Source organism: Streptomyces sp. NPDC005784 (assembly GCF_042871525.1).
Lineage (GTDB): Bacteria > Actinomycetota > Actinomycetes > Streptomycetales > Streptomycetaceae > Streptomyces.
Genome location: NZ_JBIAIQ010000031.1, coordinates 17868 through 33193 on the forward strand (window position 1 = coordinate 17868; position 15326 = coordinate 33193).

Consider the following 15326-nt stretch of genomic DNA (forward strand, 5'->3'; position numbering starts at 1 on the left):
TACGCGGTCCGAGGAGGGAGCCACCGATGATTCTGCTCCGTCGCCTGTTGGGTGACGTGCTGCGTCGGCAGCGCCAGCGCCAGGGCCGTACTCTGCGCGAAGTCTCCTCGTCCGCCCGAGTTTCACTCGGCTATCTCTCCGAGGTGGAGCGGGGGCAGAAGGAGGCATCCTCCGAGCTGCTCTCCGCGATCTGCGACGCGTTGGACGTACGGATGTCCGAGCTCATGCGGGAAGTGAGCGACGAGCTCGCCCTCGCCGAGCTGGCACAGTCGGCTGCGGCCACCGCACCGGTGCGTCGCCCGATGCTCAATTCCGTATCGGTGACCGGTGTGCCACCGGAACGGGTCACGATCAAGGCGCCTGCCGAAGCGGTCGACGTCGTCGCCGCCTGACGCTCACCAGCTCGCCTTTCCTGAGCTGAGAACGCGAAGGACAAGCCCCGGCCGGGGCTTCTCCGGGGAAACCCGGAGAAGCCGGGCCGGGGTTTTCGCGTTCCACCGAAGTCCCTTCGAAGTCCCTTGTGGGTCCATTTGCCGGTATGCGGCGCGGCCTCCATGGTGGAGGGACGCGGCGAGGCCGGCGTCGACCGTCGGGACCGGTGCGGTCGCGCGGCGGGGTCGCCGGAGACGTCGTGAATCGGAGGATGCGGATGTACGTCGTGAAGAGCTCCCTGTCCGACGCGGACCTGAAGACCGTCGCCGAGGCGCTCCAGGGTGCCCTGGTCGACCTGGTGGACCTCTCCCTCGTGGCGAAGCAGGTCCACTGGAACGTGGTGGGGCCCCGCTTCCGTTCCGTCCACCTCCAGCTCGACGAGGTCGTGGACATCGCGCGACTGCACTCCGACACCGTGGCGGAGCGTGCCTCGACCCTGGGTGTTCCCCCGGACGGGCGGGCCGCGACGGTGGCGTCGAGCAGCGGCATCGGGCCGACGTCCGAGGGCTGGATCAAGGACACCGACGCCGTGCGGACGCTCGTGGAGGCGCTCGGCGCGGTGATCACACGGATGCGGGAACGGGTCGCCGCCACCGGGGACCCGGACCCGGTGAGCCAGGACATCTTCATCGGGATCACGGCCGACCTGGAGAAGCATCACTGGATGTTCCAGGCGGAGAACGGGTGACGGCCCGGAAGCCGCTGTGCCCCGGCCGGTTCCGCGTGCCGTCGGTGTGCCCTGCTCGCGCGTGAGATCGGCGGCCCGGTGCCGCGCCGGAGGAGGGTGCCATGGCAGGGCGAATAGTGCGCCGGGGGGCTTTCCTGGTGCTCGGCGCGCTGTGGTGGCTCAGCGTGCTCCGGCTCGCGCTGGCGCCCGATGCCGGGGTGCTCGAAGGAGCGGTCGCCGCGGGCGGGTGGGGGCTCAGCCTGCTGCCGGTTCACTGTGTGCCGAAGTCGCGGGCGGTGGGCGCCGTGGGGTCGGACCGATGGCGGGACCACTGGAGAGAGGTCTGGCGCCGACGCGGGAGCGGCCGGGCGGGGGCTACCAGGGCATGGCGACGCCGCCGTTGGGGCGGAGGATCTGACCGGTGGTGAACGCCGAGGCGTCCGAGGCCAGGTGCAGCACGGCGTGGGCGATGTCCTCGGGTTCCCCGACGCGGCCCAGCGGTGACAGCCGCGCCATGAACGCCTCGGTGTGTGCCTGCCGCTCGCCGTGACGGTTGGTCATGGGGGTACGGATCCAGCCGGGCGCCACGGCGTTGACGCGAATGCCGTGCGGGCCGACCTCGGTCGCCAGCGTCCGCGTCAGCTGTACGACGGCCGCCTTGGCCGCGCTGTAGCACAACAGGCCAGGGCCGCCGGTGTCGATCGCGCCCGAGGCCATGGTGATGATGCTGCCCCGGACGCTGTTCGCGATCATGGAGCGCGCGGCCTCCTGACAGGCGTACAGCACTCCTTTGAAGTTGACGCTCAGCACCCGGTCGAGATCCTCGTCCAGGGTCTCCAGGACCGGGCTGCTGTGCATGATCCCGGCGATTGCCGCCATGACGTCGACACGGCCGCACGACGCGACGGCCCGCTGCAGCTGGGCGTGGTCGGTGACGTCGAGCGGGTGGCTGTGGGCGGTGCCGCCCTGGCCCTTGATCAGCGTCGCCGTCTCGTGCAGGCCCTGTTCGTCGACGTCCGCGCAGTGCAGGGTGGCGCCCGCCTCCGCGAGCAGGAGTGCCGCCGCACGGCCGATGCCGCCGGCCGCGCCGGTGACGAATGCGGTGCGTCCGGTGAGGTCGTACGCGGGGAGGGCCATGGAGGGACGGTACGAGGAGTTCTGACGGGTCGTCAATTAGTTGCGCGGGACTTGATGCGCGGCTCGCCCCCCCCGGCCCGGTGCGCGGCCCTAGAGGTGCCGTCGGCCGGGCTCCCGTGACGCGTACCCGGTGGGGCGGTGCGCCGTGGCGGTGTGGTGGCCGCCGGGCGGCGGGGTGGGGCCCGTCTGGCACCGGGGGCACCAGTACGTGGGGCGCTCGCCGGAGCCGTCGCCCTGGTTCGCCGAACGGATCGGCGTCGCGCAGCGCAGACAGGGGCGCGGGGCGCGGCCGTACACGAAGAGGTTCTGGTCGCGGCGTCCGGTGGTGGCGCGGGCCGGACGGTCGCGGTTGAACTCCAGCAACTGCTTCGCGAGGAGCGGCAGTTGGGCGGCGCGGTCGGTGGGCAGGGAGCCGACGGGGAGCCAGGGGGTGACGCCGAGCAGGAAACACAGCTCGCTCTTGTACACGTTGCCGATGCCGGCGAGATTCCGCTGGTCGAGGAGGGCCTCGCCGAGGGGGCGGTCGGGGTCGCGAAGAAGGTTCTCAAGGGCCTTGCCCGGATCCCAGTCCGGACCCAGGAGGTCGGGGCCGAGGTGACCGACCGCGCGGGCCTCGTCGGTGGTGCGGAGCAGTTCCAGTACGGGCAGGCGGTAGCCGACCGCCGTGCGGTCCGCCGTGCCGAGGACGGCCCGGATCTGGTGTGCGGGACCTCCGCTCCAGCGCCGGCCGGTCTCGTACACCTTCCACGAACCGTCCATCCGCAGATGCGAGTGCAGCGTCAGACCGCCCTCGATCCGGGTGAGGAGGTGCTTGCCGCGCGGGGTGACGTCGAGGACGGCGCGACCGGTGAGGTCGGCCGTGGCGTACCGGGGCACCCGCAGGTCGGAATGCGTCAGGACCTTGCCCGCGAGGGCGACGTGCAGCCGCCTCGCGGCCTGCCAGACGGTGTCTCCTTCGGGCATGACTCCAGGGTGGCACGGGTGGGGCCGGCCGGTCAGGCGCGAAGGCGGAGTCCGCGCGGTGTGGCGATGAAGCCCGCTCCTTCCAGGAGGGTGCCCAGGGGGGAGGTGAGGGCAGAGGCGCCGTTGACACGCTCGACTGTGACCGTGCCCAGCGAGCCCGCGCGGGCAGCGGCGGCGAGGGCCTCCGCCGCGGCGCACAGGCGTGTGTCCTGCGAGACCGAGCCGTCCGGGTCCGCGGGCCAGGCCAGCAGGGTCTTGCCGCCGCGCTCCATGTAGAGAGCCAGCTCGCCGTCGACCAGGACGACCAGGGATCCTGCCTTGCGGCCCGGCTTGTGGCCCGCTTCGGTCGGGGGTTCGGGCCAGGGGAGTGCCGCGCCGTAGGCGTTCGCGGGGTCCGCGGCGGCCAGTACGACAGCCGGGGAGGCGGTACGGGTACGGGAGCGGGCGCCCGGGAAACCCGCACCGCCGGGGTAGCCGGAGCTGCTTGCCGGGTACGGCGAGCCGTTGCGGTTGGACGGGGTGGTCCGGTGGTGGGGGGCGTCGGGGTGGGGGGAGCCGGCCGGGAAGGCGGAGTCGGTGGAGAAGGTGTGGTCGTCGCCGAAGTCGAGGCCGGAGCCGGAACCGAGGCCGGAATCGAGGCCGAGGGTGGGGTCGTTCAGGGAACCCGAACCGTCTGGGAAATCGGCCCCGTCCACGACATCGTCGCCATGGCCCATGCCGTCGAAGCCCGAGCCCGAGCCGAAGTGCGGGAAAGCGGGAGTGTCCGGGAAGCCGTGCGCGGCGGGGGAGTTGTCCGTGAGGGCCGGGTCGGACAGGCTGTCGCCCCGGTCCCGTGCGTTCGCCGCCGCGCGGAGCCGGTCCACCGCGCCGTCCATCGCGAACTGGGCGGCGCCGAGACCCTCGACCACATAGCCGCGCCGCGCCTGGCCGCTGTCCTCGAAGGCCGACAGGATGCGGTACACCGCCGAGAACCCGCCCTCGACGCCTTCCGCCGCGACGGCTCCCCGGGTCACCACCCCGTGCCGGTCGAGCAGGGTGCGCGCCAGGGCATGGGCGCGCACGGTGGGGTCCGGCTCGCGTTCGGGCAGCAGTGACCAGCGGCCCGCCACGGTCGGGGGACCGGTACGCGACTGGGGGCGCGCCCCTCCGGTCAGAGAGCCGTAGCGCCCGCGCGGCACCGAGCGCTTGGCGCGATGGGCCGTGGACCCCGCGGTGCGGCCCGAACCCAGGAGGGAACGCATCGGTGCGAGCGTGTCGTTCGTGAGGCGCCCGGACCAGGCCAGGTCCCAGACCGCGTCGGCGAGCTGCGGATCGGTGGCGTCGGGGTGCGTGGTGGCGCGGATCTGGTCGGCGATCTGACGGAAGAACAGGCCGTAGCCACCGGAGAGGGTGTCGAGGACCGACTGATGCAGCGCGGTCGTCTCCAGGGGGTGCGCGGCCTGAAGGAGCAGGGGGGCGGCGTCCGCCAGATACAGCGAGACCCAGCCGTCCTTGCCGGGCAGCGAACCCGCCCCGGCCCAGACCACCTCCCCGGCGGCCGTGAGCTCGTCGAGCAGCGCGGGCGTGTATCCGGCGACCCGGGACGGCAGGACCAGCTTCTCCAACGCGGACGCCGGCACGGACGCGCCCTGCAACTGCTCGACGGCGCGCACCAGTCCGTCGATTCCGCGCAGTCCGTGACCGCTGCCCACGTGCTGCCACTGGGGCAGGAACTGGGCGAGTGCGGCCGGTGGGACCGGCTCGAGTTCATGACGCAGCGCCGCGAGTGAACGGCGACGCAGCCTGCGCAGCACCGCCGCGTCGCACCACTCCTGCCCGATGCCCGCCGGATGGAACTCCCCCTGGACGACCCGGCCGTTCGCGGCGAGCCGGTGCAACGCGCCGTCGGTGACGGCCGTACCGAGGCCGAAACGGGCGGCGGCCGTCGTCGAGGTGAACGGCCCGTGGGTGCGCGCGTACCGGGCGAGGAGATCGCCGAGCGGATCCTTGACCGGTTCGGTGAAGGCTTCCGGGACACCGACGGGCAACGCCGTCCCGAGCGCGTCGCGCAGTCTGCCGGCGTCCTCGATGGCCGCCCAGTGGTCGGCTCCGCCGATCCGGACCCGGATGGCGCGGCGGGCTGCGGCCAATTCCTTCGCCCACTGCGGCTCCGCGCCCCGCTCGGCCAACTCGGCCTCCGTGAGCGGCCCCAGCAGTCGCAGCAGGTCGGCGACACCCTCCACGTCCTTGATACGGCGGTCCTCGGTGAGCCACTGGAGCTCGCGCTCCAGCTCGGTCAGGACGTCGGCGTCCAGGAGCTCGCGCAGTTCGGCCTGGCCCAGGAGCTCGGCCAGCAGACGCGAGTCGAGCGACAGCGCGGCGGCCCGCCGCTCGGCGAGCGGTGAGTCGCCCTCGTACAGGAACTGGGCGACGTATCCGAAGAGCAGGGAGCGGGCGAAGGGGGAGGGCTCGGGTGTGGTGACCTCGACGAGCCGCACCTTGCGGGACTCGATGTCGCCCATCAGCTCCGTGAGGCCCGGGACGTCGAAGACGTCCTGGAGGCATTCGCGCACCGCTTCGAGGACGATCGGGAAGGAACCGAACTCGCTCGCCACCTGCAGCAGTTGAGCGGCGCGCTGCCGCTGCTGCCACAGGGGGGTGCGCTTGCCGGGGTTGCGGCGCGGCAGGAGCAGGGCGCGCGCGGCGCACTCGCGGAAGCGGGCGGCGAACAGAGCCGAACTGCCGACCTGATCCGTGACGATCTGATTGACCTCGCCCTTGTCGAAGGCGACGTCCGCCGCGCCGATCGGCGCCTGCTCCGCGTCGTACTCCGTGCCCGCCTTCACGGGTGCCTGGTCGAGCAGGTCCAGGCCCATCAGGTCGGCGTCGGGCAGCCGCAGCACGATGCCGTCGTCGGCGTGCATGACCTGGGCGTCCATGCCGTACCGCTCCGAGAGCTTGGCGCCCAGGGCGAGGGCCCAGGGGGCGTGGACCTGGGCGCCGAAGGGGGAGTGCACGACGACACGCCAGTCGCCCAGCTCGTCGCGGAAGCGTTCGACGACGATCGTGCGGTCGTCCGGGATGTGACCGCACGCCTCGCGTTGTTCCTTCAGGTACGCGATCACGTTGTCGGCGGCCCAGGCGTCCAGGCCCGCGGCGAGCAGGCGCAGACGGGCGTCGTCCTCGGGGAGTGAGCCGACCTCGCGGAGGAACGCGCCCACCGCGCGCCCCAGTTCGAGCGGGCGCCCGAGCTGGTCGCCCTTCCAGAAGGGCAGTCTGCCGGGGACGCCGGGCGCCGGTGAGACCAGGACCCGGTCCCGGGTGATGTCCTCGATGCGCCAGGAGCTGGTGCCGAGGGTGAAGACATCGCCCACCCGGGACTCGTAGACCATCTCCTCGTCGAGCTCGCCGACCCGGCCACCGCCCTTCTTGGGGTCGGCCCCCGCGAGGAAGACCCCGAAGAGCCCGCGGTCGGGGATGGTGCCCCCGGAGGTGACGGCGAGACGCTGGGCGCCGGGGCGGCCGGTCACCGTACCCGCGACGCGGTCCCACACCACGCGGGGCCTCAGCTCGGCGAAGGCGTCCGACGGATAGCGGCCCGCGAGCATGTCGAGCACGGCGGTGAACGCCGACTCCGGGAGCGAGGCGAAGGGGGCCGCCCGGCGGACCGTGGTGAGCAGGTCGTCGACCTGCCAGGTGTCGAGGGCCGTCATGGCGACGAGTTGCTGGGCCAGCACGTCCAGCGGGTTGGCGGGGACCCGCAGGGATTCGATGGAGCCGGTGCGCATCCGCTCGGTGACCACGGCCGCCTGCACCAGGTCGCCCCGGTACTTCGGGAAGACCACGCCGGTGGAGACCGCGCCGACCTGGTGACCCGCGCGGCCCACGCGCTGGAGCCCCGATGCCACGGACGGCGGTGACTCGACCTGGATGACGAGGTCGACCGCGCCCATGTCGATGCCCAGTTCGAGGCTGGAGGTGGCGACCACGGCGGGCAGACGGCCGGCCTTCAGATCCTCCTCGACCTGCGCCCGCTGCTCCTTGGAGACCGAACCGTGGTGGGCACGGGCGATCACCGGCGGCGCCCCCTGAGCCGAGCCCGAGCCCCCCATCAGCTCGGCCGGGGCGTGCGCCTCCTCCAGGGGCTCGCCGGTCGCCCTCTCGTACGCGATCTCGTTGAGCCGGTTGCACAGACGCTCCGCCAGGCGACGCGAGTTGGCGAACACGATCGTCGAGCGGTGGGACTGGACGAGGTCGGCGATCCGCTCCTCGACGTGCGGCCAGATGGAGGGCTTCTCCGCGCCCTCCTTGCCGTCGGCGGCCGGGGATCCGCCCAGCTCGCCCAGGTCTTCCACCGGGACGACCACGGAGAGGTCGAACTCCTTGCCGGACGGCGGCTGGACGATCTCCACCTTGCGCTGCGGCGAGAGATAGCGCGCCACCTCGTCCACGGGACGCACCGTCGCGGAGAGGCCGATGCGCCGGGCGGGCTTCGGCAGCAGCTCGTCGAGGCGCTCCAGGGTGAGCGCGAGATGGGCGCCGCGCTTGGTGCCCGCGACCGCGTGCACCTCGTCCAGGATCACCGTCTCGATGCCCGTCAGCGCGTCGCGCGTGGCCGAGGTCAGCATCAGGAACAGCGACTCGGGGGTCGTGATCAGGATGTCCGGCGGGCGGGTGGCCAGTGCCCGGCGCTCGGCGGGCGGGGTGTCTCCGGAGCGGATGCCCACCTTCACCTCCGGCTCCGGCAGCCCGAGCCGCACGGACTCCTGCCGGATGCCGGTCAGCGGGCTGCGCAGATTCCGCTCCACGTCGACCGCGAGCGCCTTGAGAGGTGACACGTACAGAACCCGGCAGCGCTTCCTCGGGTCCGCCGGCGGTGGCGTCGAGGCCAGCTGGTCGAGTGCGGCGAGGAACGCGGCCAGTGTCTTGCCGGAACCGGTGGGGGCGACGACCAGCACGTCCGAGCCCGCACCGATGGCCGCCCACGCCCCGGCCTGGGCCGCGGTGGGCGCGGAAAAGGCCCCCGTGAACCAGCCGCGGGTCGCGGGGGAGAAGCCGTCGAGGGCTCGGTGTGCGGAGCTGACCATGCGTCCATCCTGCACCCGCCCACTGACAATCGCGCTGACCTGCGAGAACGCCTCGGCGGAGCAGTGCGGAGCAGAGCCGGACAGGGTGGGGCGGGTCGGGGCGAGGCGGGGCAAGGCGGGCGTCTGCGGTGGGTCCTGGCGCGGTGGCGGAGAATGAGGACGTGGCAGGTTCGGGGCAGGAGCGGGCACGGCACTGGCAGTACGCGGAGCTGCCCGGTGTCGATCTGCTGCGGGCCCGCTACGTCGAGAAGATCTTCGTGCGGCACACCCACGAGAACTTCGTCATCGCCGCCGTCACCGAGGGCGTCGAGGTCTTCCACCACGGCGGCGCCGACCAGTACGCGGGCCCGGGCTCCCTGGCACTCGTCAACCCCGACACCCCGCACACCGGGCGCGCGGGTGTTCCCGAGGGCTGGAGGTACGGCGCCGTGTACCCCTCACCGGGCACGGTGGCCGAGATCGCCGCCGAGACCACCACCCTTCGCGGCACCCCCGGATTCACCCGTCCGGTACTCGACGACCCCTACGCGGCGAGCCTGGTCCACCAGGTGCTCCGGGCCGCGGAGGAGGGCAACGCGCTGGCCGCCGACACCCTGCTGCGGGTCGCCGTGACCCGGCTGCTGCGCCTGAACGGAGGACCGCTGCCGCAGCGGGCCGTGCGCACCGCGGGCGCCCGGCTCGCCGCACACGCGCGTGGCGTACTGGAGGAGCGAATGGCCGAGCCACCGACCCTGGAGCGGCTCGCCGCCGATCTCGGCACCAGCCCGTTCGCGCTGCTGCGCGCGTTCCGGGACGCCTACGGCATGCCACCCCACACCTGGCTGACCGACGCGCGGGTACGCCGGGCACGCCACCTCCTGGACGCTGGTTCCGCGCCCGCCGAGGCGGCCGTCGCCGTCGGCTTCACCGACCAGCCGCACCTCAACCGCCACTTCAGCCGGATCGTGGGCGTCCCCCCGGGCGCCTACCAGCGGGAGCGCAAGAACGTACAAGACGCCGGGGGCGACTCCCCGTACCGTCCGACGCGTGGCACAACAGACAGCTCTCGCAGACATACGCAGTGAAGAAGGCGGAAAACCCGATGCCGCCGTCGTCCGTGACGCCCTTGGAGTAGGGGTCGCCGTCGGACTGTCCGGTTTCGCCTTCGGGGTGACGTCGGCCGGCAGCGGGCTCACCCTGCTCCAGACCTGCGCCCTCAGCCTCCTGGTGTTCACCGGGGCGTCGCAGTTCGCGCTCGTGGGCGCGCTCGCGGCCGGGGGCAACCCGCTCACCGCGGCCGCGGGCGCGTTCTTCCTCGGGGTCCGCAACGCCTTCTACGGGCTGCGTCTGTCCCAGCTCCTCGCCCTCCCGCGCGCGGTGCGCCCGTTCGCCGCGCAGTGGGTGATCGACGAGACCACGGCCGTCGCGCTCGCCCAGCCCACCCGCCGCAGCGTCCGGATCGGCTTCACCGTCACCGGCCTGTCCCTCTACCTGCTGTGGAACCTCACCACCCTGCTGGGCGCGGCCGGTGCCGAGGCCATCGGCGACACCGACGCGTGGGGCCTGGACGCGGCCGGGCCCGCCGTGTTCCTGGCCTTGCTCGCGCCGATGCTGAAGACCACCGCGGAACGTGCCGTCGCGGGAATCGCCATCCTTCTGGGGCTCGGTCTGCTGCCGGTGCTGCCCGCCGGAGTCCCGGTGCTGGTGGCCGCCCTGGCCGCCCCCGCCGTGCTCTACGTGACGGGGCGCCGGGGCGCGACGACCGCCGCGGAGCCTCCGCCGGCGTAGCGAGCGAGCCACCGGCCGGTGCGGTGGACAAGCCACCGGCCGGCGCGCGGAACGACGTATCGGACATATCAGGGGAAGACCGTTGAACATCTGGATCGCCATCGGCGCCACCGCCGTCGGCTGCTACGCCGTCAAACTCATCGGTCTGCTGATCCCCGCGGGCGTACTGGAGCGGCCGCTCGTGCAGCGCCTCGCCGCTCTGCTGCCCGTCGCGCTCCTGGCCGCCCTCACGGCCCAGCAGACCTTCGCCGACGGGCGCGTCCTCGTCGTCGACGCGAAGGCCGCCGGGCTCGCGGCGGCGGCCGTCGCGCTCATCCTGCGCGCCCCGTTCCTGGTGGTCGTCGCCGCGGCCGTGGTGGTGACGGCCGGGGTCCGCGCGATCACAGGCTGACCTCCCGGCACGCGGGGCCGACACCCGGGCACGCCGGCGCACGCGGACAAGCCGGCCTGGCGCCCAGGCAGCCGGGCCGGCGGCGGCCTCAGAGGATGGACGTGATGGACCGGCCGTACGCCCGGAGCGCGCGCAGCGCCTCGATCGTCACCATGGGGCGGCACTCCAGGGCGGTGCCCGGTGCCCACTGACGCCATCGGATCGGCCACCCGCCGTCCTCCTCCTGCTCGCCCGCGAGGTGGTCCAGCGAACGCGCCATCTCCTCGTCGGTGAACCACGCGCGCGCGAGCGAGTCCGGGGTCCGGGCGTAGTCGTGCGGGAAGTGGTGCTCCCCCGGCGCGTAACCGGGCGGGACGGGGTACGCCTCCAGGCGGTCGGGGTCCAGCGCGGCGAGCCGCTGCTCACGGACGAGGCGGCCCAGCCGGTCGGCGCTCGCCTCCGCGCGCGGGCGGTCGGCCGCGGAGTCCAGGAAGGCGACCGCCGCCTCGATCTCGTACGGATGGGACTTCTCCAGGGATTCGACCGCCTGCCAGCAGAAGTCGGTGGCCCGGAACAGCCAGGCGTTCCATACCTCGTTGCGGTGCAGCAGGCCGACCACCGGGCCGGTGGCGAGGAGTTCGCTCGGCGGATCGTCGACGATCGGCACGAAGGGGGCCGTCGGATAGCCGCGCTGGCTGGGACGGATGGCCGGCAGCGCGCCGTCCGCCGTCGACACGGAGGTCAGATAGCGGCACACGCGCTCCACGCGCTGCCCGCCGCAGCGGCCGATCGAGTCGAGTACACGCAGCGCGTGCCCGGTGTGCAGCGGCTGGCTGACGGGGCCCCGCAGATCGGGTTCGAGCGCGTGACCGTACCCGTCGTCGTCGTTGCGGTAGGCGGCCAGCGCGGTCTCCACCGCGTCGGCTCCGCCGCCGAGGAAGTGGTAGGCGAAGCGGCGCTGTTCCAGCACGCGTGCGGTGAGCCAGACGAAGTGCTCGGCGCGTGCGAGTGGGGAGTGCGCGGGGGGCGTCTGGGGGAGTGGGGATTCTCCGGTTTCGGCCATGCGTCAGACCGTAGGGCGGAAAGCGGTCTCGGCACGCGGTCCCGGCTCGGGCCCACTCTCAGGGGCGGGATACTGAAGTCATGCGGTTGACGGTTTTCTGGCAGCGAATGGCTGATCACTTCGGCGCGGGGTACGCCGAGACGTTCGCGCGCGACCATGTGATGACGGAACTCGGCGGGCGCACCGTCCACGAGGCGCTGAACGCGGGCTGGGAGGCCAAGGACGTGTGGCGTGTGGTGTGCGCGACCATGAACGTTCCGTACGAAAACCGCTGAAGGGGACCGAAGACAGGGGGACGTGGACCCGGTGTCGGTGGCGTGGGCCAGACTTGCCGGGTGGCCCCGACAGACGAGAACACGCAGGTCGATCAGCAGGCATCACCGTTGGGCGCGACGCCGCCCGACCCGCCGGGCGGAGACGCGGCCGGGCAGGGCGCGCGCATGCCGCGCTGGCTGCCGCGTGCCATGGTGCTCGCCCTCACGCTCATAGCCGTGTTCCAGCTGGGTAGTTGGGCGTTCCATCAGCTCACCGGCCTGCTGATCAACATCCTGATCTCGTTCTTCCTGGCGCTCGCGATAGAACCCGCGGTGAGCTGGATGGCTTCACGGGGCATGCGCAGAGGGCTGGCCACCTTCCTTGTCTTCCTGGGCTCGTTGATCATGATCGCCGGGTTCGTCACCCTGCTCGGCTCGATGCTCGCGGGCCAGATCATCAAGATGATCGAGGGTTTCCCCGACTACCTCGACTCGGTCATCAACTGGGTCAACATGCACTTCCACACCGACCTGAGGCGGGTCGACATCCAGGAAGGCCTGCTCCACTCCGACTGGCTGCGGAAGTACGTGCAGAACAGCGCCACCGGCGTCCTGGACGTGTCCGGGCAGGTGCTGGGCGGCCTCTTCCAGTTGCTGACGGTCGCACTGTTCTCGTTCTACTTCGCCGCCGACGGACCGCGGTTGCGGCGCGCGCTGTGCTCGGTGCTCCCGCCGGCCCGGCAGACCGAGGTGCTGCGCGCCTGGGAGATAGCCGTCGACAAGACCGGCGGCTATCTGTACTCACGTGGTCTGATGGCGCTGATCTCGGGGGTGGCGCACTACATCCTGCTTGAGGCGCTGGGCGTGCCCTACGCGCCCGTGCTCGGCGTGTGGGTGGGTCTGGTCTCGCAGTTCATCCCGACCATCGGCACCTATCTCGCGGGCGCCCTGCCGATGCTGATCGCGTTCACGATCGACCCCTGGTACGCGCTGTGGGTGCTCGTCTTCGTCGTGGTCTACCAGCAGTTCGAGAACTATGTGCTTCAGCCCAAGCTGACCTCCAGGACGGTGGACATCCACCCGGCGGTCGCCTTCGGGTCCGTCATCGCGGGCACCGCGCTCCTCGGGGCGGTCGGCGCGCTGATCGCCATCCCTGCCGTCGCCACCTTGCAGGCGTTCCTGGGGGCGTATGTGAAGCGCTACGACGTCACGGACGACCCGCGGGTGCACGGGCACCGTACGCGCAGTTCGGCAGGCCTCCTCGCGCGTGTGCGGGGGCAGTTCGGCCGGTGAGCGGGTCCTCGCCACGCGTTCACCAGGTGAGGGCGGCGTGGACACCGGCGACGACGACGGCCGTCGCGTAGCAGCCGACGGCTCCGTACACGACCCGCTCCTTGACCTTGTCGCTCCAGTCGGTGCGCGACAGCAGCCAGGCCAGCGCGGGCAGCACCAGTACGGCGTGCAGGCTCACCCCGTGCAGCGGCTTGAGCGGAGCCGTCGAGTGGTACGCGGCCTCCTGGTGGCCGGTCCGGGTGAGGACGACCCCGCGCGCGATCATCGCGGCGCCCGAGGCCAGCGCGACGAGCAGGATCGCGAACCCGGAGCGCACGGCGAGCGGCATGCCGAGGGGGCCCGTGGGCCGGCTCCGGAACGAGGCGACCGCGAACAGGGTCAGCAGCACGACCAGAACCCCGCCGCCCACCGCGAGCATCATGGACACCGCCGTGTCGAAGCCGCTCTCCATGTTGAGATGCGAGGGCACCCGACGCCATGCCTGGAGGGTGATCCCGCCGACCTCCACCACGCAGTCCGCGGCGAACACGACGAGCAGCGCGGTGCGCAGCCGCGCCTCCATCCGTACGTACGACGTGACCCAGGTGATCGCGATCAGGGTCAGCCCGAAGGAAAGCCCGAAGGTGACGGGCTTGCGCCAGGAGACGGGACCGTCCCACGGGCCGCCGTCGACGGCGAAGACCAGCAGATGCAGGCAGCCCGAGAGGACGAGCAGGGCGCCCGTTGCGCAGCAGAGCCACTCGGCCGGCCGGAGCGAGTGTTTCGGCGGTATCAGGGGACGGGCCCTCGTCGTTCGCATGGCGCACAGCCTGCCGGATGGGCCGGGTGGCGTCGTCGTACGGCCGAAGGCACCGGCGGTACGCCCGGGAGAGTAGCCCGGGTCCGGGGCGGGTGTGGCGTCCGGGAGGGCGTCGGGGCGGGTGCGGTGGCCCGGACCGGTGGGATCTTCGGGGCGTTGTCGGAGCGTGAACGTAGTCTCGGAGGTGTCGCGTGGTGCGCTTGACACGAAAATCGAACATCCATTCTCATGGAAGTTCCGGCGGAGCTCTCGACGGGGGATTCGGCACGGTTTCGACGGAGATGTGCCCGAGTTATCCACAGGCCGGACGGGCGTCGGGGCGCATTGTCAGTGGCAGGCGTTAGCGTCTTTGACGTGAAGCGATCGACTCAAGCAAACCGGGTGGAACCCATGGCAGGAACCGACCGCGAGAAGGCGCTCGACGCCGCGCTCGCGCAGATTGAACGACAGTTCGGCAAGGGTGCAGTGATGCGCCTGGGCGAGCGGCCGAATGAGCCCATCGAGGTCATCCCCACCGGGTCGACCGCGCTCGACGTCGCCCTTGGCGTCGGCGGCCTGCCGCGCGGCCGAGTGGTGGAGGTGTACGGCCCGGAGTCCTCCGGCAAGACGACCCTGACCCTGCACGCGGTGGCGAACGCGCAGAAGGCCGGCGGCCAGGTGGCGTTCATCGACGCCGAGCACGCCCTCGACCCCGAGTACGCGAAGAAGCTCGGCGTCGACATCGACAACCTGATCCTGTCGCAGCCGGACAACGGCGAGCAGGCTCTGGAGATCGTGGACATGCTGGTCCGCTCCGGTGCCCTCGACCTCATCGTCATCGACTCCGTCGCCGCCCTGGTGCCGCGCGCGGAGATCGAGGGCGAGATGGGCGACTCGCACGTGGGTCTGCAGGCCCGTCTGATGAGCCAGGCGCTCCGCAAGATCACCGGCGCGCTGAGCCAGTCCCAGACCACCGCGATCTTCATCAACCAGCTCCGCGAGAAGATCGGCGTGATGTTCGGCTCCCCGGAGACCACGACGGGTGGCCGGGCGCTCAAGTTCTACGCCTCGGTGCGACTCGACATCCGCCGCATCGAGACGCTGAAGGACGGCACGGACGCGGTCGGCAACCGCACGCGCGTCAAGGTCGTCAAGAACAAGGTCGCGCCGCCCTTCAAGCAGGCCGAGTTCGACATCCTCTACGGGCACGGCATCAGCCGCGAGGGCGGTCTGATCGACATGGGTGTGGAGCACGGCTTCGTCCGCAAGGCGGGCGCCTGGTACACGTACGAGGGCGACCAGCTCGGCCAGGGCAAGGAGAACGCGCGCAACTTCCTGAAGGACAACCCCGACCTCGCCAACGAGATCGAGAAGAAGATCCTGGAGAAGCTGGGCGTCGGTGTCAGGCCCACGGCGCCCACCGCCGAGCCGGGCGCGGACGCGGCGGTCTCGGCCGCGCCGGACGACGCCGCGAAGACGGTGCCCGCTCCGGCCGCCAAGACCACCAAGTCCAGGGCCGCGGCGGCCAAGAGCTAG

14 protein-coding genes are annotated in these 15326 nt (G+C 72.0%); 9 read left to right on the top strand and 5 right to left on the bottom strand.

Features of this window, described 5'->3' with window-relative positions; genetic code table 11:
- Positions 1-26: 26 nt before the first annotated feature.
- The 3 genes from ACFYR3_RS34160 to ACFYR3_RS34170 all read left to right on the top strand — a co-directional run bounded on the left by ACFYR3_RS34160 (position 27) and on the right by ACFYR3_RS34170 (position 1527).
- The gene (locus tag ACFYR3_RS34160; RefSeq protein ID WP_389285796.1) at positions 27-392 is read left to right on the top strand and encodes a helix-turn-helix domain-containing protein; all 366 of its coding nucleotides are present in this window, start codon (positions 27-29) and stop codon (positions 390-392) included.
- Positions 393-649: 257 nt separating this feature from the next.
- Complete coding sequence (locus ACFYR3_RS34165; protein ID WP_389285798.1) at positions 650-1120, top strand: Dps family protein; 471 nt, start codon at positions 650-652, stop codon at positions 1118-1120.
- Positions 1121-1221: 101 nt separating this feature from the next.
- Positions 1222-1527, top strand: a complete 306-nt coding sequence (locus tag ACFYR3_RS34170) for a hypothetical protein (protein ID WP_355850109.1) — start codon at positions 1222-1224, stop codon at positions 1525-1527.
- On the opposite strand, the gene ACFYR3_RS34175 is transcribed toward ACFYR3_RS34170, so the two are convergent.
- The 3 genes from ACFYR3_RS34175 to ACFYR3_RS34185 all read right to left on the bottom strand — a co-directional run bounded on the left by ACFYR3_RS34175 (position 1475) and on the right by ACFYR3_RS34185 (position 8265).
- Entirely contained in the window at positions 1475-2236 is a 762-nt protein-coding gene (locus tag ACFYR3_RS34175) for an SDR family NAD(P)-dependent oxidoreductase (RefSeq protein ID WP_355850111.1), read from the bottom strand. The genes ACFYR3_RS34170 and ACFYR3_RS34175 overlap by 53 nt on opposite strands.
- A 90-nt stretch (positions 2237-2326) precedes the next feature.
- A complete protein-coding gene (locus ACFYR3_RS34180) occupies positions 2327-3199 on the bottom strand; it encodes a DNA-formamidopyrimidine glycosylase family protein (protein ID WP_355850114.1) in 873 nt (290 codons plus the stop codon).
- 32 nt (positions 3200-3231) lie between these two features.
- Complete coding sequence (locus tag ACFYR3_RS34185; protein ID WP_389285800.1) at positions 3232-8265, bottom strand: ATP-dependent helicase; 5034 nt, start codon at positions 8263-8265, stop codon at positions 3232-3234.
- A gap of 161 nt (positions 8266-8426) precedes the next feature.
- On the opposite strand from ACFYR3_RS34185, the gene ACFYR3_RS34190 reads away from it, so the two are divergent.
- From ACFYR3_RS34190 to ACFYR3_RS34200, 3 genes are all read left to right on the top strand, one after another.
- A complete protein-coding gene (locus ACFYR3_RS34190) occupies positions 8427-9329 on the top strand; it encodes an AraC family ligand binding domain-containing protein (RefSeq protein ID WP_389285802.1) in 903 nt (300 codons plus the stop codon).
- Entirely contained in the window at positions 9292-10032 is a 741-nt protein-coding gene (locus ACFYR3_RS34195; protein ID WP_389285804.1) for an AzlC family ABC transporter permease, read from the top strand. Before ACFYR3_RS34190 ends, ACFYR3_RS34195 begins: the two co-directional genes overlap by 38 nt.
- An 82-nt stretch (positions 10033-10114) precedes the next feature.
- The gene (locus tag ACFYR3_RS34200) at positions 10115-10423 is read left to right on the top strand and encodes an AzlD domain-containing protein (protein ID WP_355850121.1); all 309 of its coding nucleotides are present in this window, start codon (positions 10115-10117) and stop codon (positions 10421-10423) included.
- Positions 10424-10511: 88 nt separating this feature from the next.
- Here ACFYR3_RS34200 and ACFYR3_RS34205 read toward each other — a convergent pair whose 3' ends face one another.
- A complete protein-coding gene (locus tag ACFYR3_RS34205; RefSeq protein WP_355850124.1) occupies positions 10512-11465 on the bottom strand; it encodes a hypothetical protein in 954 nt (317 codons plus the stop codon).
- A gap of 80 nt (positions 11466-11545) precedes the next feature.
- On the opposite strand from ACFYR3_RS34205, the gene ACFYR3_RS34210 reads away from it, so the two are divergent.
- Positions 11546-11740 carry a DUF3046 domain-containing protein gene (locus ACFYR3_RS34210; RefSeq protein WP_266763371.1) on the top strand — a complete coding sequence of 65 codons (195 nt, stop codon included), beginning with the start codon at positions 11546-11548 and terminating at the stop codon, positions 11738-11740.
- A 60-nt stretch (positions 11741-11800) separates the two neighbouring features.
- The gene (locus ACFYR3_RS34215; protein WP_389285806.1) at positions 11801-13012 is read left to right on the top strand and encodes an AI-2E family transporter; all 1212 of its coding nucleotides are present in this window, start codon (positions 11801-11803) and stop codon (positions 13010-13012) included.
- 19 nt (positions 13013-13031) lie between these two features.
- Here ACFYR3_RS34215 and ACFYR3_RS34220 read toward each other — a convergent pair whose 3' ends face one another.
- Entirely contained in the window at positions 13032-13811 is a 780-nt protein-coding gene (locus tag ACFYR3_RS34220; RefSeq protein WP_356784428.1) for a hypothetical protein, read from the bottom strand.
- A 390-nt stretch (positions 13812-14201) separates the two neighbouring features.
- Between ACFYR3_RS34220 and recA the strand changes: the two genes are divergently transcribed.
- Positions 14202-15326 carry a recombinase RecA gene (gene recA, locus ACFYR3_RS34225; protein ID WP_355850131.1) on the top strand — a complete coding sequence of 375 codons (1125 nt, stop codon included), beginning with the start codon at positions 14202-14204 and terminating at the stop codon, positions 15324-15326.

Excerpts from the sequence above, each read along its gene's own strand:
- ACFYR3_RS34160 (WP_389285796.1), top strand. The coding sequence starts at position 27 with ATGATTCTGCTCCGTCGCCTGTTGGGTGACGTGCTGCGTCGGCAGCGC.
- ACFYR3_RS34165 (WP_389285798.1), top strand. The coding sequence starts at position 650 with ATGTACGTCGTGAAGAGCTCCCTGTCCGACGCGGACCTGAAGACCGTC.
- ACFYR3_RS34170 (WP_355850109.1), top strand. The coding sequence starts at position 1,222 with ATGGCAGGGCGAATAGTGCGCCGGGGGGCTTTCCTGGTGCTCGGCGCG.
- ACFYR3_RS34175 (WP_355850111.1), bottom strand. The coding sequence starts at position 2,236 with ATGGCCCTCCCCGCGTACGACCTCACCGGACGCACCGCATTCGTCACC.
- ACFYR3_RS34180 (WP_355850114.1), bottom strand. The coding sequence starts at position 3,199 with ATGCCCGAAGGAGACACCGTCTGGCAGGCCGCGAGGCGGCTGCACGTC.
- ACFYR3_RS34185 (WP_389285800.1), bottom strand. The coding sequence starts at position 8,265 with ATGGTCAGCTCCGCACACCGAGCCCTCGACGGCTTCTCCCCCGCGACC.
- ACFYR3_RS34205 (WP_355850124.1), bottom strand. The coding sequence starts at position 11,465 with ATGGCCGAAACCGGAGAATCCCCACTCCCCCAGACGCCCCCCGCGCAC.
- ACFYR3_RS34210 (WP_266763371.1), top strand. The coding sequence starts at position 11,546 with ATGCGGTTGACGGTTTTCTGGCAGCGAATGGCTGATCACTTCGGCGCG.
- ACFYR3_RS34220 (WP_356784428.1), bottom strand. The coding sequence starts at position 13,811 with ATGCGAACGACGAGGGCCCGTCCCCTGATACCGCCGAAACACTCGCTC.
- recA (WP_355850131.1), top strand. The coding sequence starts at position 14,202 with ATGGCAGGAACCGACCGCGAGAAGGCGCTCGACGCCGCGCTCGCGCAG.